The 24,858-nt window shown below is 51.0% G+C and carries 25 protein-coding genes; 1 reads left to right on the top strand and 24 read right to left on the bottom strand.

All coding sequences use genetic code 11. The features are described from left to right. Window positions 1-6 precede the first annotated feature (6 nt). The 17 genes from dnaG to C6I21_RS11645 form a co-directional block, all read right to left on the bottom strand. Window positions 7-1,794: a DNA primase gene (gene dnaG, locus C6I21_RS11725; RefSeq protein WP_105959672.1), complete on the bottom strand. Its 1,788-nt coding sequence runs from the start codon at window positions 1,792-1,794 to the stop codon at window positions 7-9. Then, on the bottom strand, window positions 1,795-2,262 hold the full coding sequence (locus C6I21_RS11720) for a DUF188 domain-containing protein (protein WP_181186226.1): 468 nt from the start codon (window positions 2,260-2,262) through the stop codon (window positions 1,795-1,797). 90 nt (window positions 2,263-2,352) lie between these two features. Continuing rightward, window positions 2,353-3,165, bottom strand: a complete 813-nt coding sequence (locus C6I21_RS11715; protein WP_105959670.1) for a pyruvate, water dikinase regulatory protein — start codon at window positions 3,163-3,165, stop codon at window positions 2,353-2,355. Window positions 3,166-3,177: 12 nt separating this feature from the next. After that, window positions 3,178-3,810 (bottom strand): transcriptional regulator CcpN, encoded by a 633-nt coding sequence (gene ccpN / locus C6I21_RS11710; protein ID WP_105959669.1) that lies wholly within the window; start codon window positions 3,808-3,810, stop codon window positions 3,178-3,180. Between the two features lie 24 nt (window positions 3,811-3,834). After that, on the bottom strand, window positions 3,835-5,901 hold the full coding sequence (gene glyS / locus C6I21_RS11705) for a glycine--tRNA ligase subunit beta (protein WP_105959668.1): 2,067 nt from the start codon (window positions 5,899-5,901) through the stop codon (window positions 3,835-3,837). Continuing rightward, window positions 5,894-6,778, bottom strand: a complete 885-nt coding sequence (glyQ, locus tag C6I21_RS11700) for a glycine--tRNA ligase subunit alpha (RefSeq protein WP_105959667.1) — start codon at window positions 6,776-6,778, stop codon at window positions 5,894-5,896. The genes glyS and glyQ overlap by 8 nt, the downstream gene beginning before the upstream one ends. A 282-nt stretch (window positions 6,779-7,060) precedes the next feature. Then, the gene (gene recO / locus C6I21_RS11695; RefSeq protein ID WP_105959666.1) at window positions 7,061-7,816 is read right to left on the bottom strand and encodes a DNA repair protein RecO; all 756 of its coding nucleotides are present in this window, start codon (window positions 7,814-7,816) and stop codon (window positions 7,061-7,063) included. A gap of 26 nt (window positions 7,817-7,842) precedes the next feature. After that, window positions 7,843-8,751 carry a GTPase Era gene (era, locus tag C6I21_RS11690; protein WP_105959665.1) on the bottom strand — a complete coding sequence of 303 codons (909 nt, stop codon included), beginning with the start codon at window positions 8,749-8,751 and terminating at the stop codon, window positions 7,843-7,845. Continuing rightward, the gene (locus C6I21_RS11685) at window positions 8,744-9,142 is read right to left on the bottom strand and encodes a cytidine deaminase (RefSeq protein WP_105959664.1); all 399 of its coding nucleotides are present in this window, start codon (window positions 9,140-9,142) and stop codon (window positions 8,744-8,746) included. The genes era and C6I21_RS11685 overlap by 8 nt, the downstream gene beginning before the upstream one ends. 12 nt (window positions 9,143-9,154) lie before the next feature. Beyond that, complete coding sequence (locus C6I21_RS11680) at window positions 9,155-9,550, bottom strand: diacylglycerol kinase (RefSeq protein WP_245411624.1); 396 nt, start codon at window positions 9,548-9,550, stop codon at window positions 9,155-9,157. Next, entirely contained in the window at window positions 9,537-9,998 is a 462-nt protein-coding gene (gene ybeY, locus C6I21_RS11675; RefSeq protein ID WP_105959662.1) for an rRNA maturation RNase YbeY, read from the bottom strand. The genes C6I21_RS11680 and ybeY overlap by 14 nt, the downstream gene beginning before the upstream one ends. A gap of 2 nt (window positions 9,999-10,000) precedes the next feature. Beyond that, window positions 10,001-12,184, bottom strand: coding sequence for an HD family phosphohydrolase (locus tag C6I21_RS11670; RefSeq protein WP_105959661.1), 2,184 nt, complete (start codon window positions 12,182-12,184; stop codon window positions 10,001-10,003). 12 nt (window positions 12,185-12,196) lie between these two features. Next, on the bottom strand, window positions 12,197-13,171 hold the full coding sequence (locus tag C6I21_RS11665) for a PhoH family protein (RefSeq protein ID WP_105959660.1): 975 nt from the start codon (window positions 13,169-13,171) through the stop codon (window positions 12,197-12,199). A gap of 598 nt (window positions 13,172-13,769) precedes the next feature. Then, window positions 13,770-14,243, bottom strand: a complete 474-nt coding sequence (locus tag C6I21_RS11660) for a hypothetical protein (RefSeq protein WP_105959659.1) — start codon at window positions 14,241-14,243, stop codon at window positions 13,770-13,772. A gap of 28 nt (window positions 14,244-14,271) precedes the next feature. Next, window positions 14,272-15,291 carry a flotillin-like protein FloA gene (gene floA, locus C6I21_RS11655; protein ID WP_105959658.1) on the bottom strand — a complete coding sequence of 340 codons (1,020 nt, stop codon included), beginning with the start codon at window positions 15,289-15,291 and terminating at the stop codon, window positions 14,272-14,274. Between the two features lie 23 nt (window positions 15,292-15,314). After that, entirely contained in the window at window positions 15,315-16,631 is a 1,317-nt protein-coding gene (locus C6I21_RS11650; protein ID WP_105959657.1) for an NfeD family protein, read from the bottom strand. Window positions 16,632-16,790: 159 nt separating this feature from the next. Continuing rightward, a complete protein-coding gene (locus C6I21_RS11645) occupies window positions 16,791-17,165 on the bottom strand; it encodes a hypothetical protein (protein WP_105959656.1) in 375 nt (124 codons plus the stop codon). Window positions 17,166-17,298: 133 nt separating this feature from the next. Between C6I21_RS11645 and C6I21_RS16575 the strand changes: the two genes are divergently transcribed. Then, window positions 17,299-17,688 carry a hypothetical protein gene (locus C6I21_RS16575; RefSeq protein WP_181186225.1) on the top strand — a complete coding sequence of 130 codons (390 nt, stop codon included), beginning with the start codon at window positions 17,299-17,301 and terminating at the stop codon, window positions 17,686-17,688. A gap of 101 nt (window positions 17,689-17,789) precedes the next feature. On the opposite strand, the gene C6I21_RS11640 is transcribed toward C6I21_RS16575, so the two are convergent. From C6I21_RS11640 to dnaK, 7 genes are all read right to left on the bottom strand, one after another. Further along, entirely contained in the window at window positions 17,790-18,236 is a 447-nt protein-coding gene (locus tag C6I21_RS11640; RefSeq protein ID WP_105959655.1) for a GatB/YqeY domain-containing protein, read from the bottom strand. Window positions 18,237-18,249: 13 nt separating this feature from the next. After that, entirely contained in the window at window positions 18,250-18,423 is a 174-nt protein-coding gene (gene rpsU, locus C6I21_RS11635; protein WP_105959654.1) for a 30S ribosomal protein S21, read from the bottom strand. Between the two features lie 92 nt (window positions 18,424-18,515). Further along, window positions 18,516-19,850: a tRNA (N(6)-L-threonylcarbamoyladenosine(37)-C(2))-methylthiotransferase MtaB gene (gene mtaB, locus C6I21_RS11630; RefSeq protein WP_105959653.1), complete on the bottom strand. Its 1,335-nt coding sequence runs from the start codon at window positions 19,848-19,850 to the stop codon at window positions 18,516-18,518. Between the two features lie 5 nt (window positions 19,851-19,855). Next, window positions 19,856-20,590, bottom strand: a complete 735-nt coding sequence (locus tag C6I21_RS11625) for a 16S rRNA (uracil(1498)-N(3))-methyltransferase (RefSeq protein WP_105959652.1) — start codon at window positions 20,588-20,590, stop codon at window positions 19,856-19,858. Continuing rightward, complete coding sequence (gene prmA, locus C6I21_RS11620; RefSeq protein WP_105959651.1) at window positions 20,590-21,540, bottom strand: 50S ribosomal protein L11 methyltransferase; 951 nt, start codon at window positions 21,538-21,540, stop codon at window positions 20,590-20,592. The genes C6I21_RS11625 and prmA overlap by 1 nt, the downstream gene beginning before the upstream one ends. An 18-nt stretch (window positions 21,541-21,558) precedes the next feature. After that, entirely contained in the window at window positions 21,559-22,680 is a 1,122-nt protein-coding gene (gene dnaJ, locus C6I21_RS11615; protein WP_105959650.1) for a molecular chaperone DnaJ, read from the bottom strand. Between the two features lie 337 nt (window positions 22,681-23,017). Then, the gene (gene dnaK, locus C6I21_RS11610) at window positions 23,018-24,844 is read right to left on the bottom strand and encodes a molecular chaperone DnaK (protein WP_105959649.1); all 1,827 of its coding nucleotides are present in this window, start codon (window positions 24,842-24,844) and stop codon (window positions 23,018-23,020) included. Between the last annotated feature and the right edge of the window lie 14 nt (window positions 24,845-24,858).

The following is a 24,858-nucleotide window of genomic DNA, read 5'->3' as shown; positions in this document are numbered from 1 at the left end:
CTCCCGTTACGTACCGGAACGGCCAGTTTTCAATCTTACAAGCTGCTGCATCAGCTCGGTTTGTTCCTCTTTATCCGCTGACTGCCGCATTTTCTGCATCAGTTCATCAATTTGACGTTCCATGGGGGTCCGGTGGAGTACCTGGTTAATGTAGTCCTCCATTACCTCCTCCGTCAAATCTGTTTCCACCTCTTTCATAGCGATGGCTGCGGCTTCCCGCTGCAGGTCAGGATCCGTGAGTGACTCAATGAAACGGGAGGCACTGCTCTCGTGCCCTTCTGCATAAAAACTGTACAATAATGCGGCCAGTGCCTGATAGGTTTCGTGCTGAAAGTCTGCACCGATGCGGGCCTCCACCTCTTCCGCAGTTGTGCGGGACTGCATCATAAACAGGATGAGATCCTGCTCCGCCCGCTCCCCGGCACTCATGATGCGGGATTTTGGTTTCGGCGGCGCTTCACGGCGCTCTCTTTTTCTCTGCACCTTTTCTTTATTCTGTACTTGTTCGGACATTTCCTGCCTTAAAACATCATACGATAAAGAAAATTCTTCTTCCAGCTGCCGGAGATAATGATCCCGTTCCACAGGGCTCGGCAGTGCTGCGATTTCTTTAAGCATCTGCTCCACAAACTGCAGCTGGTCGGACTCGAGTGCCATATTTTTGCCTTCTTTTAAGACACGTGACTTAAATTCCATCACGGTGAGCGGTTCCCCGATTATATGCCGGGCAAACCGCTCTGTTCCATATTCCTGAATATAATCATCCGGGTCCATTCCATCGGGCAGATATGCAATCAGCACCTGCATACCGGCCTGCAGGAGAACAGCAGCATTTTTCCACGCTGCTTTACGTCCGGCATTATCTCCGTCATAGCAGAGAACAGCCCTGTCTGCATTCCGCCGGAGCATTTTTGCCTGCTCTGCAGACAGCGCTGTTCCGAGTGAACCTACTCCATGTTCTATACCCGCACGGTAGGCAGATATAACATCAACGTAGCCTTCAAACAGCACCGCTTCATTTTTCCGGCGCATGACCTGCCTGGCTCCGTGAAAATAATAGAGCAGACGGCTCTTATTGAATACACTGGATTCCGGGCTGTTCAAATATTTCGGAGATTGGCTGCTGTCGAGAACTCTTCCTCCAAAAGCAATGACTTCCCCACGCTTATCCCAGATCGGAAACATGATCCGGTCCCGGAACTGATCGTACGGCTTCCCATCTGAATTTCTTCGGCCGAGCAGACCACAGTCTGCCATTTCTTCAAGGTTCATGCCCCTTTTATCAAGAAATTCACTGAGGTAGTGCCAGGAATCCGGCGCATAGCCGATTTGAAACCGCTCAATCATATCACGTGTAAATCCCCGTGCACGCAGGTATTCTCTTGCTGCACGTCCTTCCGGTGCCTGAAGCAGCAGATGATGATACAGTTTTGCCGACAAAGAATGACCTTCTCTCCATTGATCCTCCCCGTTTTGAGAGGTTTCCGGCTGGTCGGGAATATCGACATCGATGCCTGATTTTCCGGCAAGCATCTGCGCCGCTTCCGTAAAGGTCATGTCATGATATTTCATAAGGAAACTAAAGACATTTCCACCTTCTGTACATCCAAAGCAGTAAAACACCTGCTTTTCCTGAGAGACAGAGAACGAAGGCGTTTTTTCCCCATGAAAGGGGCAGAGGCCGCTGAAATTGCGCCCCTGCTTTTTTAGGTTGACGTATTCAGAAATGACGTCGACGATATCGACACTCCGGCGGATCTGATCCACCGTTTCTTCAGGAATCTGTCCACTCATTTACACATCACCATCCCCTTTGGACCATGCTTCCGTAAGCGTTTGAAGCATGCGGGCAAAACGGTCATCATCGTCACGGCTCCGCGCTGACGGTCCGCGGCCATACTTTCCGCGCCGGCGGGCCTTTTGTGTTTCATAGCGGAGTGCCAGCAGCATGTCCAGTTCCTCGGGGCGTATCCGGTCTCCTTTAAACTGCAGCACCTCGGCACCACGGCCGATACAGAGCGCTGCAAGACCGATATCTCCCGTAATAACAAGATCGCCACGCCTGCATTCAGCGAGCAGCTGAAAGTCGGCTGCATCCGGCCCTGCTTCGACAATATGGACATCCACCCAGTCCGGCCATCCATCCCGGGGAACATGATCCCTTGAGTGAACAACTGTGAGAGGAATGGACATCGCTTCACAATGGGATAGAACCAGCTTCGTCACAGGGGATGCATCTGCATCCAGTAAGATTTTTTTCATACTCCTCCTGCTCATTCGACAATTATCGATTTTCACAATAGCACATTATAATTCATTCTGCACGAAAATGCTATAGGCAGATCCTCGTATTCAGCGCCTCGGCTGCACGATCTGATAAATAATGTTGGCCGTTTCCTCCACTGCTTTATCCGATACATCAATAACGTGGCAGCCGAGACGCTTCATAATGTCTGTGGAATAGGACAGTTCCTCTTCAATTCGTGAAAAAGCAGCGTAGTTTGCCTCCGCTTTTAAACCGAGCGCCTTCAGCCGCTCTGTCCGGATGCCATTGAGCTTCTGCGGACTGATTTTCAATCCGATCACGCGTTCCGGAGAAATTGAGAAAAGTTCTTCCGGCGGCTCGACTTCCGGTACGAGAGGGACGTTCGCCACTTTCAGACGTTTATGGGCGAGGTATTGGGAAAGAGGTGTTTTCGATGTCCGGGACACGCCGACAAGAACAACATCTGCACGCAGAATTCCTCTTGGATCACGGCCGTCGTCATACTTTACAGCAAACTCAATTGCCTCCACCTTACGGAAATAATCCTCGTCCAAAGTATGAATCAGACCGGATTCATTTTTAGGCTTCTCTTCCAGCTGATTTTCCATCATCGTCAGAAGCGGGCTCAAAATATCGTAAACCGGGACCCCTTCCTCCACACACCGTTCAGAGATGTGCTGACGGATTTCGGGAAGTACAACGGTAAATGCAATCATTCCGCCGCCGGCTTTCGCCTCAGCGACAACTTCGTCCACTGTACCGGCATCTTCCACATACGGAATCCGCCGGATTTTTGTTTTTCCTTCTGTGAACTGGCTGATGGCCGCTTTCACTACGAGTTCTGCCGTTTCACCGACAGAGTCAGATAAAACGTATACCGTTACTGGTCGCTGTGCCATATACCGGACCTCCTATTCATTCGGTTCCTGCCCCATATAGGTAAACGCTTTGGTAATGTTCGTTTTTGTCATTCTGCCGATCACCTGATGACGTCCATTTTCGTCCATTTTCACGACCGGGAGGCCGTCGATCTGTTTGCTTATCAGCTGATTAGCTACAGACAGTACGGAATCTTCCGGGGAGCAGACCGTTACATTGGGCATCCGGGTCATGATAATGCTGACCGGTATGCTTTCCAGATCCTGCTTTCCCATGCTCGCCCGAAGAAGATCTTTCCTTGATACGATACCGACGAGCTCCTGATTATCTTTTACAACAAAAAGCGTTCCAACATCTTCCAGGAACATCGTGCATATCGCATCATAGACAGATGCTCCCTCTCCGGTGACCACAGGAATCGACTGAAACTCTCTTACTTTCAGCTTCACAAGTCTTTCCTGAAATAATTCACTTCCGGTTTTCCCCGTGTAGTAGTAGCCGACACGTGGTCTCGCATCAAGATAGCCCGACATCGTCAATACTGTCAGATCAGGACGGAGTGTCGCTCTCGTAAGGCTCAGCATTTCCGCGATCTTTTCGCCGGTGATCGGGCCCCGTTCTTTCACGATTTCAACAATACGCTGCTGACGCTGGGACAATTCCATTCCATCACCGCCTTTATATCCTGCTTACGAATGAAAGACGACCGCCTGATAATCAGCGAGTCTGGTTAAGAATGCACTCGTCTGCTTCATCTGGGCGAGCCGGTTGGAGCGGACGGACGGATCATCCGCCATTACCATTGTTTCATCAAAGTACCGGTTGATAAGCGGAACGAGCGCAGTCTGCTGCGCATACATTTCTGCTGTATCTGCACCCGCTGCCGTTTCTGCCTGAAGCATGGCTTCATACAGGTTCTTTTCCGCTTCGTTTTCAAACAAGGATGGATCGACTGCTGCTTCGTTCTCTGCTTTTGAGGCAATGTTTGTCACACGTGAGAAAGCTTCTACGTCCTCCTTGAAAGAAGGATCAGCTAATTTCTGCATGAAGAAATCGGCCCGTGCAGCAACTTCTGCAGGATACGCTGTTCCGGCGGCCATAACGGCATCTGCAACATCGTAGCGGACGCCGCGCTCCTTAAGGAGGTTTTTCCAGCGGAGATCAAAGAAATTGTGCAGATCCCGGAGCACTTCAGCAGCCGGACGCTTCAAAAGGCCATCCTTCTCGAGACGGGATGCCTGCTTCTCCAATACTTCATGAAGGGAAAAACTCCATCCTGCTTTCAAATACACGTAAAGTACCGCCTGGGCCTGCCTGCGAAGGCCGTAAGGATCCTGTGAACCCGTAGGCACTGCACCGATACCGAAGCTGGTCACCAGCGTGTCCAGTTTATCCGCAGCACTTACAAGACGTCCTGCTTCACCGTGCGGCGGTTCATCGCCGGACTGTTTTGGAAGGTAATGTTCACGAATCGCGGCAGCTGTCTCCGCATCCTCACCATCATGCAGTGCATAATATTCTCCCATCAGACCTTCCAGTTCCGGGAACTCATCCACCATGTGCGTTACCAGATCTGCTTTGGACAGAGCGGCTGCCCGGTCTGCTTTTGCACGGGTACGTTCGTCTGTACCTGCAGCCTGTGCCAGTTCCGCAGCAGCTGTGCGGATCCGCGCCGTTTTCTCTGCAAGCGTACCGAGTTCTTCATGGTAAACGATGGAAGAAAGCTTTGGCAGACGGGCTTCGAGTGGCTGCTTTTTATCCTCCTGATAGAAAAACTCCGCATCAGCAAGACGTGCACGAAGCACTTTTTCATTTCCACGGCGTACATTGTCCAGATGGCGGTGATCGCCATTTCGGACCGTGACGAAGTGAGGGAGAATCACGTTGTTTTTATCCATTACAGGGAAATATCGCTGATGTTCACGCATAGACGTAATCAATACTTCCTCGGGCACCTGCAGGAAACTTTCATCAAATGTGCCAAAGAGCGCTGTCGGATATTCGACGAGGTTATTTACTTCATCGAGAAGACCTTCCTGCATCGGCACCTGCCAGCCTTCGTCCTCTGCAATCTGCTCTATCTGTTTGACGATCGCTCGTTTTCGTTCGCTGCTGTCTGCAATGACAAACTCCTGCTTCAATGCAGTTTCGTAATCCTCCGCAGAAGAAAGCGATGCTGTTCCTCCAAGGAAGCGGTGACCCCGGCTCGTTCTTCCGCTTGTCACTCCTGCAGCTTCCATCGGAATGATGTCTTCGCCGAAAAGAGCCGTGATCCATTTTATCGGACGGACATAGCGGATATCCCGGTCTGCCCAGCGCATGTTTTTAGGAAATGGAATGGAGAGAAGGACATCTTTCAGCTCCGGAAGCAGCGCTGCCGTTTCAGCTCCCTTAATATGTTTTTCGGCAAAAAGATACGATTCTCCTTTGATTTCTTTCACATACAGATCATCTGTTGTAACACCCTGGCCGCGTGCAAAACCTTCCGCTGCTTTCGTCCACTGGCCGTCTTTTCTGCCGATTTTTTCTGCCGGCCCCTTCGCTTCTTCTTTTATGTCCGGCTGGACGGTGTCAACACCGCTTACCTGAACCGCAAGGCGCCGCGGGGTGGAAAAACCGCGGACCGTGTCAAAAGAAATACGATTTTCCTTCAGCCATGCCGCTGCCCGGCTCGTCCATTCATTTTCTGCATTTGGTACAAAGCGCGCCGGCATTTCCTCCAGGCCGATTTCAATAAGAAGTGTCTGTTTATTCATCGCCGGAATCCTCCTTCAGAAGCGGGAAACCAAGCGCTTCCCGTGATTCGTAATACGTTTTCGCACAGCTGCGTGCCAGCGTCCGTACACGGCTGATATAACCCGCACGCTCCGTTACTGATATAGCACCCTGGGCATCGAGTAAATTGAATACGTGGGAACACTTCAGAACGTAGTCATACGAAGGCAGAACCAGCTGCTCTTCCAGAGCCCGTGCGGCTTCTTTCTCATAGGTGGCGAAGAGGTCGAACAGCATACGGCGGTCTGCCGTTTGAAATGCATATTTGGACTGTTCATATTCGTTCTGACGAAAAACATCGCCGTATGAGAATCCTTCCACCCATTCCAGGTCATACACGTCCTCCTTATCCTGAATATAAGAAGCCAGGCGCTCCAGCCCGTACGTAATTTCTACGGATACCGGCTTTGCGTCCAGTCCGCCGACCTGCTGGAAATACGTGAACTGCGTAATTTCCATGCCATCGAGCCATACTTCCCAGCCAAGACCCCAGGCTGCAAGCGTCGGGGCCTCCCAGTTGTCTTCGACAAAACGGATGTCGTGCTCGTCGGGATTAATGCCGAGCTGCTTCAGACTTTCCAGGTAAAGCTCCTGAATATTGTCCGGTGAAGGCTTCATGATCACTTGAAATTGATGATGCTGGTACAGGCGGTTCGGATTTTCGCCGTACCGGCCGTCAGCCGGGCGTCTGGATGGTTCTACATACGCAGTATTCCATGGCTCAGGACCGATGCTTCGTAAAAACGTCATTGGATTCATCGTTCCTGCACCTTTTTCTACATCATACGGCTGCAGAAGGATACAGTTCTGTTCCCCCCAGAACCGCTGCAGCGTCAAAATCATATCCTGTACATTCATATAATTCCCTCCAGATCATAAAGTAGACTTACAGGCACAAAGAAACTCCCGTCTCTGTACCCTCGCTGGATACAGGGACGGGAGCACCCGCGGTTCCACCCTGCTTGCCTGTAATTGTACAGGCCACTTTCACGTTCTGCTGCTCCAAAGCGCCTTCCATACCATGATTCCGTTCCGGCTTCCACTGTCCCGGATTCGCTGTCGGCCTTCTGATATGTACTCCTCTTTTTCTCTGCAGCACTCTTGTATAGACTATCATTGTACGAAAAGGACCGCCTTCTGTCAATCTTCAGGATTTTCCATCGCTTCCATCTGCTCCAGAAACCGCCGTGCTTTTAACCGGACGCCGACATACGTATCGTAGTATGTCTCCAGAAGAAGCTTCATTTCTTTTTTCGTTTCCGGTTTGACGCGTATCTCCCCGATCCGGTCCGGCGGCATCTGTTGAAACAGGCGGAGAAGCTTAATGGTTTTGGGACCAACGGGCATGAGCCGTTCCGCGTCGTATTGATGATCAGGGCATAACACTCCTCCATGCTGCATGGAAAAACGAAACGGTCCTTCTGCACTGCCGCATTCACGGCACGCATGCAGAAGCGGTGCAGAGCCGGTAAATGCCAGCATTTTTGTTTCGGCAAGCCGCACCAGCACTTCCGGATCCGCGCCTTCCTCCATCGCAAGAAGGACGAAGTAGGCCAGATCATAAAGAGGTCTGGACGGGGTCCGGTCCTCTGTCAGGCGGTCGATAAGCTCCAGCGTATAGGTGGCGTACGCAGTCAAAAGAAGGTCTGTTCTGAGCTTTCGGAAACTCGTAACAATGTCAGCCTGATTCAGGCTTCCCATCCCCCGGCCCTGGTAGTAAACGAAAACGGCGTGAATCAAAGGCTGACAAGCAGAAGCGAAAGGACTTTTCGGTTTTTTTGCCCCCCGGGCCATCAGTGCTGTTTTTCCTTCTTCCGGGGTAAGAATAGTGACCACCTTATTGGACTCTCCGTAATCAGTCGTCCGCAGGACAATTCCATCCAGTCGATGCAGCATTCAGATTCCCTCTTTCCCGGAACACCTTAATATTCTTCGTCGTCGTAGCCGTAGGATCGGAGCTGTTTTGGTTTGTTCCGCCAGTCTTCCTCCACCTTCACGAAAATCTCCAGAAAGATTTTTGTTCCGAGCATCCGCTCAATATCCTCCCGGGCTTTTTGTCCGATCTCTTTGAGCATCTTGCCCTGCTTTCCGATAATAATGCCTTTCTGCGACTTTCTTTCCACTGCAATGACCGCACTGACATAAACGGTATCAGAATTCTCCCGTTTTTTAATTTGTTCAATATCAACCGCTATAGAGTGAGGGACTTCTTCGTGCGTTAAATGAAGCACTTTTTCACGGATCATTTCGGCCATTAAAAACCGCTCCGGATGGTCCGTAATCTGATCTTCCGGGTAAAACTGCGGCCCTTCCTCCATTTTTGCAAACACTTGATCCAGAAGAACGGGAACATTGTTTCCGTTCAGTGCAGATACCGGTATGACTTCATCAAACGGCATAATCTCCTGATAGGCGGCAATAATCGGAAGGAGTTTATCCGGATGGACCCGGTCAATCTTGTTCACAATGAGAAACACCGGCGTCTCTGTCTGGGACAGCCGCTCCATGATAAATTTATCACCGCTTCCCATTCCCTCTTCTGCGTCGACTAAAAATAGAATGAGATCCACTTCCCGGAGTGTGGTGACAGCTGTGCGGGTCATAAAATCGCCGAGCCGGTGCTTCGGCTTATGAATGCCCGGGGTATCGATAAATACAACCTGGCCCCGCTCTTCTGTGTAAACGCCCTGAACACGATTTCTCGTCGTCTGCGGCTTATCGCTCATGATCGCTATTTTTTGTCCAAGAAGCTGGTTCAACAGCGTGGATTTACCGGTATTCGGACGTCCGACAAGTGCAGCAAAGCCTGATTTAAACGGATTATCAGCCATGAAGATCCTCTTTTCGGAATGCACCAGGAAGCAGCTCCTGAACATTCGTCTCCTCCACAGCCCCTTTTAAATTGGTAAGATACACTTTTGTCTCAGGCTGCAGAAGTTCGGACATAACCTGGCGGCAGGCACCGCATGGAGAGACCGGCCCTTCTGTATCGGCTGCTACTGCAATGGCGGAAAATGAGCGAAAGCCTTCGGATACCGCTTTAAATATCGCTGTTCTCTCTCCGCAGTTGCACATGGAGTATGCGGCATTCTCAATATTGCACCCAGTAAAAACGGTTCCATCTTCCGCGAGGAGCGCAGCTCCCACCGGAAACTTGGAATAAGGAACGTAGGCTTGTTCCCGTGACTCTACTGCCAGTTTCAGTAATGATTCTTTTTCCATAACGAGCACCACCTAAAATAGAATATGTACGATCCGTGGGATAAATATCATACCGCCGACTACAGCGGCTGTCAATGCAAAGACGAGCACACCGCCGGCAGCAGTATCTTTAATAATTTTTGCCCGTTCGTCGTACGTTTGTATCAGCACGTCAGTAATATGTTCCAGCGCTGTATTAACGAGTTCCAGACAAAGCACTGCTCCGACAGCAACCGCAAGAACTGCCTGTTCAATAAGTGGAACGCGGAGGACCTGGGCCAGAAGGAAGGCAGCGGCGGCAGCGACCGTATGAATGCGGAAATTCTGTTCATTCTTCCAGGTGAACACGACACCTGCCGCTGCATAGACAAAACTTTTTTTCAGCCGCGGGAAAGAGACAAAGCGGCTGGAGGATTTATTTGGAGACACCGTGTTTCTCCAGAATCTGTTCCTGACGAAGGAACATTTCTTTTTCCTCATCTTCAGTATTATGAGTATACCCGAGCAGATGAAGGAGACCGTGTACAGCTAAAAAAGCCGTCTCCCGCTCGATCGAATGGCCATAGGTTTCTGCCTGCTGAGCGGCGGTTTCTGTTGAAATAACAATATCCCCCAGAAGTTCAGGCACCCCTGCCACCGGGATATCCTCCTCTTCTTTAAGGGCGAAAGATAATACATCAGTCGATTTATCTTTCCCACGCCATTCGAGATTCAATGAATGAATCTCCTTATCTGTTACAAATGTAACGGATACTTCTGCGCCTTCCGGGGCTTCTTCCTCTTTCAGCCCTGTTTCCAGGACGCTTTCCACGAGCTGAATCAGCTCCTCTTTCACCGTATTCGTCTCATCCTGAATGACAATCTCATACGGATTCATCGTTATTCCCCCTCTGCCGGCTTCAGCGGCTTTTCTTCCGGATAATCGATCCGGGAATGGAACGTGCCTTTCAATGTTTCGCAGATTGAGCCGTAAACCTGACTGAGCTCTTTCAGCGTGATATCACATTCATCAAACTGGCCATCTTCCAGGCGATCGTTCATTATTTTCCGGACGAGCGATTCAATTTTTTCCTGTGTCGGCGACTCCATCGAACGGACGGCAGCCTCCACACTGTCTGCAATACCGACGACAGCACTTTCTTTAAAGCGGGCTCTCGGTCCGGGGTAGCGGTATTCCATCTCTTCTACAGACCCGGAATGTTCCTTGGCTTTAAAATAAAAATATTTCAGCAGCGTTGTTCCGTGGTGCTGCTCGGCGATATCGATAATCTCTTTAGGCAGCCTAGCTTTTCGGAGCATTTCTGCACCATCGTAAGGATGCGCGATAATAATCTCTGCGCTCGTCCGCGGTGCCAGCCGGTCATGGGGGTTTTCCATTCGAACCTGATTTTCGATAAAGTACTGCGGGCGGAGCGTCTTGCCGGCGTCATGATAATACGCCCCCACCCTTGCCAGAAGACCATCAGCCCCAATTGCTTCACAGGCCGCCTCAGCCAGATTAGCCACGACTACGCTGTGATGATACGTACCCGGCGCCTCCAGCAGAATTTTCCGCAGAAGCGGGTGATTCGGGTTGGAGAGTTCAATGAGCCGGCTTCGTGATAATATGCCGAACCCGGCCTCAAAAAATGGCAGCAGGCCGACAGCCAGGATAATAGAAATATATCCCCCGGCAAAGGCAAAGCCTGCATACATCGGCAGTTCCACCGCTGTCAGCGGCATTCCCTTAAGCACATTCATAGCCGTAATGACCACTGCGCTGATTCCGGCAATCCATGTCCCTGTCTGAAGCATATGTGCAAGACGGTTTGTCGGATTGAGAAAGAGAACTCCGGCAAGTCCCGAGAAGAATACGTATACCGCATGGGTGTAATCCATGACCGAAGTGGATTCCTGATTGAACATCAGTCCTGCAGAAATAGCGAATAAAAAGCTTAAAAAGACACCGATCCGTGCCTGCAGAAGCATGCCGCTGAGCAGCGTTCCTACTGCAGCCGGTACCAGGTACGTCGCCCCGGGGATTCCGAGCGGCTGGATGAGACTGGTTAAAAACATTAAAAAGATCGTCAATGTAAAGATTAATACGAGCAGAAGCAGATGTGTATTGTTTTCTCTTACGGTCGTTTTAGCTAAGTAGAAATAACGGGCCAGTACGAATACCATCAGCGACGTTATAATACCCAGACCGACAAGCGGCGTCAGTGTTGTCGTATCATCAGTAAGGCCGGCAAGCCTCATCTGTTCATACATTTCCGATGTAATGACCTGTCCCTCTTCGGCGATAAGCTGACCTTCCCTGACAACGGAGGGCTCCACCATCTCTGCGGCTGCACGCCGAGCATCAGCGGTCGCTTCATCATCGATCATATAGTTGGCTGTAATACCATTCCGTGATAGATCCACCATTGCCTCTTCCAATGAAGATCTGACGGAAGCCTGGCGGACTCTGTTCTCCACCTGTGTACGCGCTTCTTCCACTTCATCCAGACTCACTTCGTCACTCATCACATCCGCGACGGCACTTGCAGTCGTTTCCTCTGCTGTTTCGAGTTCTTCCTGGGAAGAGGAAAGCAGGGTGAACAGCGTTTCATCTGTCAGGGATTCCGCCATTTCCGGGGAGAGCCGGCTGCGGATCTCCTCCAGCTGCTCTTCCTCTGTCCATGGCTCCCCGCCGGCAGCTTCCGGCTCCTCCGTGTAAGTCGTAAGTTCACCGTTCTGCTCTCGGACTTCCAGGTTGATAAGCCGGACGAGCTGGAACACTTCCCGCATGCGCTGAATTTGATTCTCGGTGTACCGCGGGTTAATCGAGTAAACCGGGTCGACACTGTCTATTGCTTCCTGCCGCAGCCGTTCCGTTTCTTCCGTATTCTCCACCGTAACCGGTGAGCGGACATCCTGAGGTGCAATGCCGCCTGCCTCTACGTCCAGTTCTTCCTGCAGAAGAGAGGGTACGAGAGCAAGAAAAAGCAGAAGCGCCAGGGCTGAGTAAAGGCCGAGACGAATAAACCGGTGCTGCTTTACTTTTTCCCACCAGGGTTGGTCTTCGATCGGTCTTGCCGCCATGGCGCTGCCTCCTTATCTCTTTTCACTGTTGTCCGTTCCGGGTTCTGTATCGTAGGCATCAATAATTTTTTGAACGAGAGAGTGACGTACTACATCGGCACCCTGAAGATATACAAAGGAAATGCCGTGGACCGGACTGAGAATACGTTCTGCCGCTTTCAAACCGGACTGCTGTCCTTTTGGCAGGTCAATCTGGGTGACATCCCCTGTAACGACCATGCGGGAGCCAAACCCAAGACGTGTTAAGAACATTTTCATCTGGGCGGGCGTCGTATTCTGTGCTTCGTCAAGGATGACAAAAGCATCGTCAAGCGTCCGTCCGCGCATGTAGGCAAGCGGAGCGATTTCAATCGTTCCCCGCTCCATCAGCCTTGCTGTATGCTCTGTACCGAAGAGGTCATGAAGTGCATCGTAGAGCGGCCGCAGGTATGGATCCACCTTCTCCTTTAAATCGCCGGGGAGGAAACCGAGGCTTTCCCCTGCCTCCACTGCCGGGCGAGTCAGTATAATCTTCTTTACATGCCCTTCCTTCAGGGCGTGCACGGCAAGTACAACGGCCAGATACGTTTTTCCGGTACCTGCCGGACCGATGCCGAAAACGATGTCGTTTTTCCGGATCGCCGACACGTAATGCCGCTGTCCGAGTGTTTTCGCTAAAATAGGTTTCCCTTTTGAAGTAACGGTAATTTTATCGTCATAAAGGTCAATCATTTCTCCAAGCAGATTTTTCTCTGCAAGCTGAGCAGCGTAGAGGACATCCCGCTCGTGGATATGAATTCCCCGCCGGATCAGCTGGAGAAGTGTCATCATCAGACGCTCAATTTTATCTGCGGTTTCCTCATCCGTATCCACCTGGATTTCCTGGCCCCGCGTTACAAAATGAACGTCGAAAGAGTCCTCCAGCCGTTCCAGGTGTTTATCATTCGGGCCGAAAAGCGCCTGTACTTCATTAGCGCCCTCTGCCGGGATCGCAATCGTCCGGTTCATGTATGCAAATCTCCCTACTATAAACTAATATTTTTTGCGTATTTCTGTCATGCGGAAGCTGTATCCTGCATACCCTTACTTTACCATTCCACGCGCGGCGGTGCAAAGGCTCTAAATAAGAGAAAAAGCGCCATGGCAGCCCTGCAGCAGAAATGCCTTAGCCGATGACTTTATAAGATAAATCGACCGACCCTAAAAGAAAAGTGAGATTTGCTGTATAGATTCCCGCTTCCTGCCTGCATCTGCAGCCGTACCCGTTCTGAAGGGAATCTGAAAAACGGAAGCGCCCTGGTCACGAGCGAGCCGTCCTGGAAGCCCTGCCGGCGAAAGCAGATTTTCGCTTTCTTCGGCAGGGGTGAAGAAACCAGAGCGGGGGCTCCAGCCGCGCAAATACCGCCCGGCTGAAAGACAAGCCCACGCAGGCTTCTGCCGAGGAGCGTAGAAGCTCCATCAATAGAGACAAACGGTGTATGTAACAGCGGTTTGAATTGCCGTATCCCTTGGCACACCTGCTTGGAAGAAGCTTCGAATTATATACATTGGTATTAGTTAAGAAAAGCGCCTTTTCCCGGATCACCGGAAAAAGGCGCTTAGGCGGTTAACGCCTGGACTTCGGTTTGCTTAACACTTCCGACCAGACAAAGCCTTTCACAATATCATCTTTTTTCATGGATCGGAAATCCAGATCCACACCGTCGGAGCGGGTAATATCCCCGCGGGTGATCGGAGACGTATCCCTCTTGGCGGTCTGTTTTTCCGCTTCTTTCTTCCGGCGCTGAACTGCTTCATACCGTTCTTCCAGCTCCTGCTGCGCCCTGGAAGGTTCAATCTCTGGAGCAGAAGTATTCCGTTGTTCTCTGTCTTTCTCTTCCTCCGTCTCAAAAAGGAGATCACGCCAGTCGAAGTCTTTCTCCCCCTGATCCGGAGACGAGGAAGATTCCTGCGGCTGCCGGCTCCCGCCGGGGTCCGGCTCCTCCGAACGAAGCCGTGACTGTATAAAGCTGAAAACGGCTGCGAGAATGAGAAACAGGAAAAACGGTGAGTCCAGGAGCAGTGAAATAAATCCAGTCATCACAAACGCCCCTTTCCAGGCTCAATCATCAGCGCTGCGGCGGCCGCGGTGTGATTGTACCTTGTTCTTCGTCATCCTCGTCCCCACGGGTGGCACGGCCGATGGAATCACGCATATCCGTATCTGCCTTTACGTTGTTGAAATTCAGGTAATCCATCACTCCGAGGTTTCCGGAACGGAGAGCTTCAGACATAGCCAATGGTACTTCGGCTTCTGCCTCGACCACTTTCGCGCGCATCTCTTCGACACGGGCTTTCATTTCCTGCTCCTGAGCAACGGCCATAGCACGGCGCTCTTCGGCTTTCGCCTGGGCAATTTTCTTATCTGCCTCTGCCTGATCCGTCTGGAGACCGGCACCGATGTTCTTACCGATGTCAATATCCGCAATATCAATGGAGAGAATTTCAAATGCCGTACCGGCATCCAGACCCTTTTTAAGTACAGTCTGGGAAATCATATCCGGATTCTCAAGCACTTCTTTATGGTTTTTAGCGGAACCGATGGTCGATACAATACCTTCGCCGACCCGGGCAATAACAGTGTCTTCCCCGGCACCACCGACGAGGCGGTCAATGTTCGCGCGCACCGTAATACGTGCTTTTGCTTTTACTTCAATACCATCCATCGCTACACCGGCGATGAACGGCGTTTCAATAACTTTCGGGTTAACGCTCATCTGAACGGCTTCAAGTACGTCACGTCCTGCAAGGTCAATAGCGGCACAGCGTTCAAATGTGAGGTCAATATTGGCGCGCTGCGCGGCGATCAGCGCGTTGACCACACGGTCCACGTTACCTCCTGCCAGGTAATGCCCTTCCAGTTTGTTCGTGTTGATATCCAGTCCTGCTTTTACCGCTTTAATCAGCGGATTGACGACACGGTGCGGGATAACTCTCCGCAGACGCATACCGACAAGCTGGAAAATACCGACTTTAACGCCTGCAGCCCAGGCGGAAATCCAAAGCGCCACTGGAACGAAAGTGAATAGAACCACAACCGCAATCAGAATGACGCCGATAAGAATGTAAATACCGATTTGATCTGTCATAATGTCGTTCTTCCTCCTTTAATTTAATCGATTTCCCGTACAACAACCCGCGATCCCCGGGATGAGATCACCTTAATTTTCCTGCCTTGTTCAATATATCCTCCCTCGGATACCACGTCAAGGCGTTCTTCGCCGAACTGACCGGTTCCTGCCGGCCTCAGTACAGTAACTGCAGTGCCCTCCGCCCCATCCAGATCGGTACGGGTTTCATTGGACAGATATCCCTGCTCGCTCGTTGTCGCATCCTGAAGCACAACCCGCTTCATCGGTCCGGCTCTGTCGGCGTACTTCATCAACAGCACCATTCCGGCAATTGTCACGAGCAGCGCAACAACGAAAGAGATGAGAATATTGACCGTGGAAAACGAGCTCAGGATCAGACTTGTCAGCACAGCGCCAATGCCGAGAATTCCGAAGATACCAAAACTCGGCGAAAACACTTCGAGCGCGAGAAGTCCGGCCCCCACAATGAATAAAATGAGCGCTTCCCAGCCTGCAAAACCAGCTACGGTATGGCCGAAGAAAAAGAGAAACAGCGAACCGGCTCCAAGAATCCCCGGAATGCCGAACCCAGGTGAATAGAGCTCCAGTACGAGCCCCAGCCCTCCAATCGAAAGCAGAATGGGAATAATCACAGGATGGGTGACGATCCTTGCGATCTGTTCCGCAGGACTTAATTCAAATTCAACGACCTCAGCATCTTCCAGTCCCAGAAAAGAAAGAACCTCCTCCCGCGAATCAAGAACGGCTTCTGCATAGCCGACCTCCTCTGCTTCTGCTGCGGTCAGCGTCAAAAGTTCTCCTTCTCCGACATTCAATTCCTCAATGACAACGGAAGGATCTGCCATCGCTTCTGCATAGACCGGATCCCGGTCATTCTGCGAAGCGGCATTTCTCATGTTGGCAAGCCAGGCAGACTGTGCTTTCGTTTCTGCCGCATTGCCTGAACCGTCAATGACCTGGGCAGAGCCCATCTCTGTTCCTGGTTCCATAATGATCTGATCCGCATTCAGTGAAATATAGGCACCTGCTGACAATGCTTCCTGGACGACAAAAGCAGTCGTATCAATTTCTGATTCTCGGATGGTTCTGGCGATGTCACCGGCAGCATCCACCCGCCCCCCGGGCGTATTCATTTCGAAAATAATATGATCCGCACCGGCTTCTTCCGCTTCTTCCACCGCACGTTCCAAAAATGCCGACAGTCCCCGCTCCACCGTTTCTTCCACGGGCACTGTATAAACAACAGAGTTGTGTGTATCTGCAGCGCCTGCCGGAAGAAGCATAAAAATCCCGGCAGCCATCAAAATAAAGTAAATGAGGACACGAACCTGCTTCATCAACGACGTCCCCCTTTCCTGTTTACCTGTATTATACGGTACGAGAGAGGGGTACGGAAAGTTTCACGATTCTTGATTTTTCCGCAGATGGAAATGAAAAAAACCACAGAAGGACAATTCCCTCTGTGGCATCACCGTATCTTTTGTTTGTAAACCATTCTACAAATAGTCACTGTTGCCCGGCACCTGTCCCGATGAACCGGATTGACGGCTGTCGTTTTCATCGTACAGTTCCTGAAGCCGGCGTTTTGTCCGCTCTGTTCCATAGCGGTAAATTAAGTGAAACAGATCATCTTCTTTTTCGCCAAGGCGCATTTTATCACGTTCATCTTTCGTTTCGTCAAACGGGGATTGAAAGACGTGCTCAGGCATAACGTCTCCTTCATCCACATCGTTCATCAGTGCTTCCAGCTGCAGGCGTTCCCGTTCGTTCACATCAACGGAATAGTGAATCAGCTGGGAGTCAGGAAGAATCGGAGAAAGCTGCAGTGAGGTGCCCGATTCCCAGATAACATAATACGTTTCTCGTTCCATACAGTAGAACCTCCTCTTTACGGGGTTATCAAAGTGATTCCCGTTTACAGCTGAATATATGCAGGGAATTCGATCTTCACTTCTCTCAGGGCATTGTGCATTTAATATGTATTAATAAAAAAAGGGAAGTTTATTGAATAGGTTCCCGCTTTCTGCCTGCACCTGCAGCCGTGCGCGTTCCGGGGGGAATCTGAAAAGCGGAAGCGCCCTGCTTACGAGCGACCAGTCCTGGAGGCCCTGCCGACGAAAGCTGCTCTTTGCTTTCTTCGGCAGGGGTGAAGGAACCTCGAGCGAGCGGGTGCTGCAGCTGGACAATGCTTCAATTGAAGAAGCATGGCTCCGCGCGGCCGCGCCGCATGGCAGAAGTTCGCTGCCCTGCGGCTCAAACCATAGGCCGGCTCCGCTCATGCTATACAGCCGTGCAGATAGCGCCCGGCTGGAAGACAAGCCCACGGCAAGCTTCTGCCGAGTAGCGGAGAAGCTCCTTCAACAGAAAGTAACTATGGATGTAACAACGGTTTGAAATGCTGCAGCCCTTGGCATACCTAAGTAAAAAAGCTTTTAGATTTTATACATTCTTAATAGCAAAAAAACCGCCCCCAAATAGGGGGCGGCTTCATGTTGTTACAAGGACTGCTGTACAAGACGACGTACGTCGGAACCGTCTGCCCGGCCTTTTACCTTTGGCATGACTGCTCCCATAACGCGGCCCATATCCGATTTTCCGGATGCGCCGGTTTCTGCAATCGTCTCGTTTACTATCTGCTGCAGCTCTTCTTCCGAGAGCTGCTCGGGCAGATAGTCTTTCAGCACGTCGATTTCCGCCTGTGTCTTGTCGACAAGATCCTGGCGTCCAGCCTTGTCAAATTCCTGGAGGGATTCGCGGCGCTGTTTCATTTCCCTGTTCAGCACGGTTAGCGCTTCTTCATCAGAGAGCTCGTGACCGGCGTTGATCTGTTCATTCTGGATGGCGTTCTTCACAGAACGAATGACCTGCAGGCGCTGCTTTTCTTTCTGCTTCATCGCCTGCTTCATATCCTGATTTAACTGATCAAGAAGTGGTAACGACACGGCAATCCTCTCCTTAGAACTTGCGCTTACGGGCTTCTTCGGACTTTTTCTTACGGCGGATGCTCGGCTTTTCGTAATGCTTACGCTTACGCACCTCCGCTAGAGTCCCTTCTTTAGACATCGTTTTCTTGAAACGACGAAGAGCAGCATCCAGGTTCTCATTTTTGCGAACTCGTGTTTCTGCCATTCTGTATCCCTCCCTCCGGACAACCAATCGACATGCGGAAAACATGTCTTTTTCAATTATAGCGAATGATTGTGTAATGGTCAACGTCTGATTTACAGTGCTTCTGCTTTCTCCCGTGAGACCGTACGCACATAGGATCCGCGGTTGTAAGGATAACCCGCTTCATCAATATGCACTTCCACGATACTGCCGATATAGGAAGCATCCAGCTTCACTTTCACTTTCATGTAGTTATCGGTATAGCCGACGAGGAGGCCTTCTTCTTCTTTGTCTTCCTCCTCAGGAATCATTTCAAGCAGAGTGCCTTCGTGCTTCGCAGCATATTCTTTCGCCTGTTGATCCGAAAGGGCAATAAGCCGGCGCACACGTGCATGCTTGATTTCATCCTCAACCTGATCATCCATCCGCGCAGCGGGCGTTCCCGTACGTTTCGAATAAGGAAAGACGTGGAGTTCGGAAAAGCCGATGTCCTGCACTGCCTGATACGTTTCAGCAAACTCTTCTTCTGTCTCTCCAGGAAAACCGACGATAACATCTGATGTTACCGCAAGTCCCGGAAGCGCAAGCTTCAGCCGTTCTACACGCTCTTTATAAAACGCCATTGTATATTTGCGGCGCATCCGTTTTAACACCGTATCCGAGCCGGACTGCATCGGTACGTGAAGGTGCCGGACAATTTTTTCTGAACGGTCGATTACTTGAATAACATCATCTGTAATCTGACTGCCTTCTATCGACGAGATGCGGATACGTTTCAATCCATCAATCGTTTCCAGATCTGTTAACAGCCGCGCGAGAGAATAGTCTTTCATATCTTCTCCGTACCCGCCTGTATGAATACCGGTAAGCACGATTTCTTTATATCCTGCCTCCACAAGCTGCTCTGCCTGGCGGAGCACTTCTTCCGGGTCCCGGGAACGCATCAGCCCGCGCGCCCACGGAATAATACAGAAGGTGCAGAAATTGTTGCACCCTTCCTGAATTTTTAAGGAAGCACGTGTGCGGTCAGTGAATGCCGGAACATCCAGCTCTTCATACACCCTTGTTTTCATAATGTTACCGACGCCGTTGATCGGCTCACGGCTCTCACGGAATTCTTCAATGTACGGAATCATTTTATGTCTGTCCTGCGTGCCGACAACGACATCCACACCCGGGATCGCCATGATTTCAGCCGGGGACGTCTGCGCGTAGCACCCTGTTACACAGATAACCGCATCCGGATTTTTCCGGATGGCCCGGCGGATCACCTGACGGCTCTTTTTATCACCGGTGTTCGTCACGGTGCACGTATTGATCACGTAGACATCCGCCGTTTCATCAAAGGATGATTTTTCATAGCCGTCCTGCTTAAACAGCTGCCAGATCGCTTCCGTTTCGTAATGGTTTACTTTGCACCCAAGCGTATGAAACGCTACTTTCTTCATATGGGTCACCTCATTAACTCAAAATAATAGCTGAAGACAGAAAGAAGATACAGCGGCGCTGTTTCTGTCCGGAGAATTCTCGGACCGAGGGAAACCGGCGCTGCATAGGGAGAGAATGCTTCTGCTTCTTCCGGCGTCAGTCCGCCTTCCGGTCCAAGTACGATGACAACGTCTGCCCCCGGCTCCACTGTTTCCAAAAAGCGGTGGAGCCCCTCGTGATCCCCTGACTTCGCATTTTCCTCATAGGCTATGATACCATAATCTGCTTCCTGCAGTCGTTGAATGAGCGCATTTTTTGACTGCAGCTGAAACACATACGGCACCCTGCTCCGGTGGGACTGCTCGGCTGCTTCACGGGCAATTTTCTGCCAGCGTTCCTGTTTCTTCACGGCTTTTTTCTCGTCAAGACGGACGACCGACCGTGAGGCTTCAAAAGGAAAAAAAGCATCCGCTCCAAGCTCGGTGCCTTTTTGAATGACGAGTTCCAGTTTATCGGCTTTCGGAAGTCCGTGAGCAATCGTTACCGATACCGGCAGCTCCGGATCATTCTCCAGCAGTCCTTTCACTTGTGCTTCGTTTTCAGAAAGAAGTTCTGCCTCGACACAGGTTCCTCCGCTGCAGAGAATGAAGGAGTCTCCCTCCTCCATCCGCATAACCCGGTTCACATGGTGCTGCACGTCTTCAGGCAGCGGAACCGTTCCGCGGGAAAAGTCAGCGGTGTCAATAAAATAACGCTGCATCAGTTCTCCTCCACCGGCCGGCGTGACGTGATGGCCACCCAGTCTTCCATTTCTGTAATGGACTCAATGACTAAGCCTGCTTCAAGCAGTGCATCTTTGACGAGCTCCCGCTTTGTCTCGATAATTCCTGAAACGATCAGCTTTCCGCCCGGCCGGAGAGCACGGAAGGCATCGTGTGTCATACCGGTAATGACTTCAGCCAGAATGTTGGCGGCAATCAGGTCATAGCCTTCTGCCGCATTCTCAAGAAGGTTTCCGTGGTGAACCGTGATACGGGACTCTTCGTTGTTGATTGCGACATTCTCCTCTGCACTTTTCACAGCAACATCGTCCAGATCCACTGCATCAACTTGTGCTGCGCCCAGTTTTGCCGCTGCAATCGCCAGAACCCCGGAGCCGGTACCTACATCAAGCATACGGATGCCGTCGCCCGTTTCCTTTTCCAGTGCCTGAATGCAGAGCACAGTGGTCGGATGCGTGCCTGTCCCGAACGCCATGCCGGGATCCAGCTCTACTACAATTTCTTCGTCCCGTACAGGTGTATACAATTCCCAGCTTGGCGAGATCGTGATCCTGCTGCCGATTTTCGCCGGTTTATAATACTTTTTCCACGCGGTGGCCCACTCTTCTTCATCCACTTCCGAGATCGAGACACTGCCGGAGCCGGCATCAATACCGTACTGCTTCAGCTGCTTCACAGATTGGCGGATTTCCTCCACAGCATCACCGAGAAAGCTGTTCACTGGCAGATAGGCTTTAATAAGTACTCCCGCATCCGGATAATCATCGGCGGACAGGTCATATATTTCTCCATACACATTTTCCCTCTCACGCAGGAAATCGGCGCGGTCTTCAATGACCACGCCGCCCGCGCCGGCTTCATGCAGAATATGACTGACAGGCTCGACTGCTTCCTGCGTCGTATGAATACTGATTTCCGACCACTTCACGAATCGTTCAGCTCCTTTTTATTCACCAAAGTTTTTAAATGCGCGCTTTACTTTCGCAAAGAAGTTCTGGCTCTGCTCATCCGGCATATCACTTCCGCCTTCTTCGTTGAATTCGCGGAGAAGCTCTTTCTGACGGTCCGTCAGCTTTTTCGGTGTGACGATACGCATTTGAATATGCTGGTCACCCTGTCCGGCACCGCGCACGTTCGGGGCGCCTTTGCCGCGCAGACGGAAATGGGTGCCGCTCTGCGTTCCTGCGGGCACTTTCAGTTTCACTTTTCCGTTCAATGTCGGCACTTCCACCTCATCGCCGAGCGCAGCCTGAACAAACGTAATCGGCATTTCACAGAAGATATCGTCCCCGTCACGCTGGAAAAATTCATGTTCTTTTACGTTAAACACAACGAACAGGTCTCCTGGAGGCCCTCCGTTAATTCCGGGCTCACCCTGTCCCGGTACACGGAGCTGCTGTCCGGTGTCGACACCTGCTGGAATGGTGACGCTGATTTTTTTGCGTTTTTTGATTTTTCCGCGTCCGCCGCACGTGCGGCATTTATCTTTCACCGTCTGGCCTGTACCATCACACTGATCACATACACGGCGGTTCACTACGCGACCGAACGGCGTATTCTGCTCCACGTTCAACTGGCCGGCACCGCCGCATTTCGAACAGGTTTCCGGGCTCGTACCCGGCTTTGCACCGTCGCCTCCGCACGTTTCGCAGTTCTCTTCACGCGGAATTTCAATCTCTGTCTCTTTACCAAATACGGCTTCTTTAAATTCGAGTATCATGGTGTACTGCAGATCCTGCCCCTGACGCGGAGCATTTGGATCACGCTGCCGGCCGCCGCCGAAGAACATATCAAAAATATCGCTGAAGCCGCCGAAGTCACCCGCTCCGGCTCCCCCGAATCCCTGGTTCGGATCGGCATGGCCGAACTGATCATAATGGGCACGCTTCTGGCCGTCAGAAAGCGTATCGTATGCTTCTTTGACCTCTTTGAATTTCTCTTCTGCATCTGCTTCTTTATTTACGTCCGGATGGTATTTTCGTGCAAGTTTCCGGTATGCTTTTTTTATTTCCTGCTCATCTGCGCCTTTTTCGACGCCTAATACGTCATAATAGTCTCGCTTGCTCATCATTTACCACTCCCGAGTTTACTCATAACGACAATGTTATCACCTGGTACCGGTGCCGTAAAGCGGATTTCCTTCCGGCCGGCATGTCGATTGTTTCTCAGAAAAAAAGCGCAGATCAAAAGAATACACGGCTCCGGCTGCATGATTCTGCATCAGATCATCGTCTTTTCAGTCTGCGCTTTTTTTCCATTCATCATCATAAAACACAGCAAAACGCATGGGGTGTGCAGTCCGGAGCCGCGGTTCACTGCCGCGGCGGCCGGACCGGCGCTCCTCATGCGTATGCAAGCCGCTGGTTGGAAAGAGTGAAGTCTTGTCCTTCCGGCGCTGGTCTTGTTTATTCTTTCTTTTCGTCGTCGTTTACTTCTTCATAATCGGCATCGACAACATCATCTTCCGGCTGTGCACTGTCCTGAGCACCGTCAGCCTGCTGCTGAGCTGCCTGCTCATACAGCTTCGTCGTAAGCTGCGTAACTATTTCCTGCAGCTCGTCTTTCGCCGTACGGATCGCTTCAAGGTCTTCTCCTTCAAGCGCGGATTTCAGTTTTTCTTTTGCAGCCTCTGCTTTTTCTTTCTCTTCTGCATCCACGTTATCCTCGAGGTCTTTAAGCGTTTTTTCAGTAGTAAAGACGAGCTGATCAGCTTCGTTACGGAGGTCGACTTCTTCACGGCGCTGCTTGTCCGCTTCAGCATTTTCCTCTGCATCTTTTACCATCTGCTCGACTTCCTCATCGGACAGGCCGGAGCTCGACGTGATCGTAATCGACTGTTCTTTATTCGTGCCCAGATCTTTCGCGCCGACATTTACAATACCGTTCGCATCGATATCAAACGTTACTTCGATCTGTGGTACACCGCGTGGTGCCGGTGGAATATCAGCCAGCTGGAAACGGCCGAGTGTTTTGTTGTCTGCTGCCATTTCACGCTCACCCTGCAGCACATGAATATCAACCGAAGGCTGGTTATCTGCAGCGGTGGAGAATGTCTGCGATTTCGACGTCGGAATCGTCGTGTTGCGTTCGATCAGCTTTGTAAATACGCCGCCCATCGTTTCGATTCCGAGCGAAAGTGGTGTGACGTCCAGAAGAACAACGTCTTTGACATCCCCTGTCAAAACACCTGCCTGAATTGCTGCACCGAGTGCTACAACCTCATCCGGGTTTACACCTTTGTGAGGGTCTTTGCCGGTAACTTTCTTGATTGCTTCCTGAACCGCTGGAATCCGTGTGGAACCGCCGACGAGAACTACTTTGTCAACTTCTCCTGCAGAAAGACCTGCGTCCTTCAGTGCACGGCGTGTCGGCTCCATCGTCTTCTCCACAAGCTGGGAGGAAAGATCTTCAAATTTTGCACGCGTCAAGTTCAGCTCCAGGTGCTTCGGACCAGACTGATCTGCCGTAATAAATGGAAGGCTGATCTGCGTCTGTGTCACACCGGAGAGATCTTTTTTCGCTTTTTCTGCAGCATCTTTCAGACGCTGAAGGGCCATTTTATCCTGGCTCAGATCAATGCCGTTCTCTTTTTTGAATTCATTTACAAGGTGATCAATGATGACCTGGTCAAAATCATCTCCGCCGAGTTTGTTGTCGCCGGACGTTGATTTTACTTCAAAGAAGCCATCGCCAAGTTCCAGAATCGACACGTCAAACGTACCGCCGCCGAGGTCATAAACGAGAATCGTCTGATCCTCTTCTTTATCCAGACCGTAGGCAAGCGCTGCTGCTGTCGGCTCATTGACGATCCGCTCTACTTCAAGGCCTGCGATTTTACCTGCATCTTTTGTTGCCTGACGCTGGGAATCATTGAAGTAGGCAGGCACAGTGATAACTGCCTTCGTGACCGTTTCCCCGAGGTATGCTTCCGCATCGGACTTCAGTTTCTGCAGCGTGATAGCGGAAATTTCCTGAGGTGTGTACGTTTTGCCTTCTGCTTCTACTTTATAGTCTGTACCCATGTGGCGTTTAATTGAAGTGATTGTATTCGGGTTCGTGATCATCTGACGCTTTGCCACTTCACCCACCTGGCGTTCGCCGTCTTTAAATGAAACGACGGACGGCGTAGTGCGGGCACCTTCTGCGTTTGTAATAACTGTTGCTTCGCCGCCTTCCATAACGGCAACACATGAATTCGTTGTACCAAGGTCGATACCGATTACTTTACTCATGATTGAACTCCTCC

Source organism: Alkalicoccus urumqiensis, assembly GCF_002993335.1.
GTDB lineage: Bacteria > Bacillota > Bacilli > Bacillales > Salisediminibacteriaceae > Alkalicoccus > Alkalicoccus urumqiensis.
This window is presented reverse-complemented; position numbering and strand designations above follow the sequence as displayed.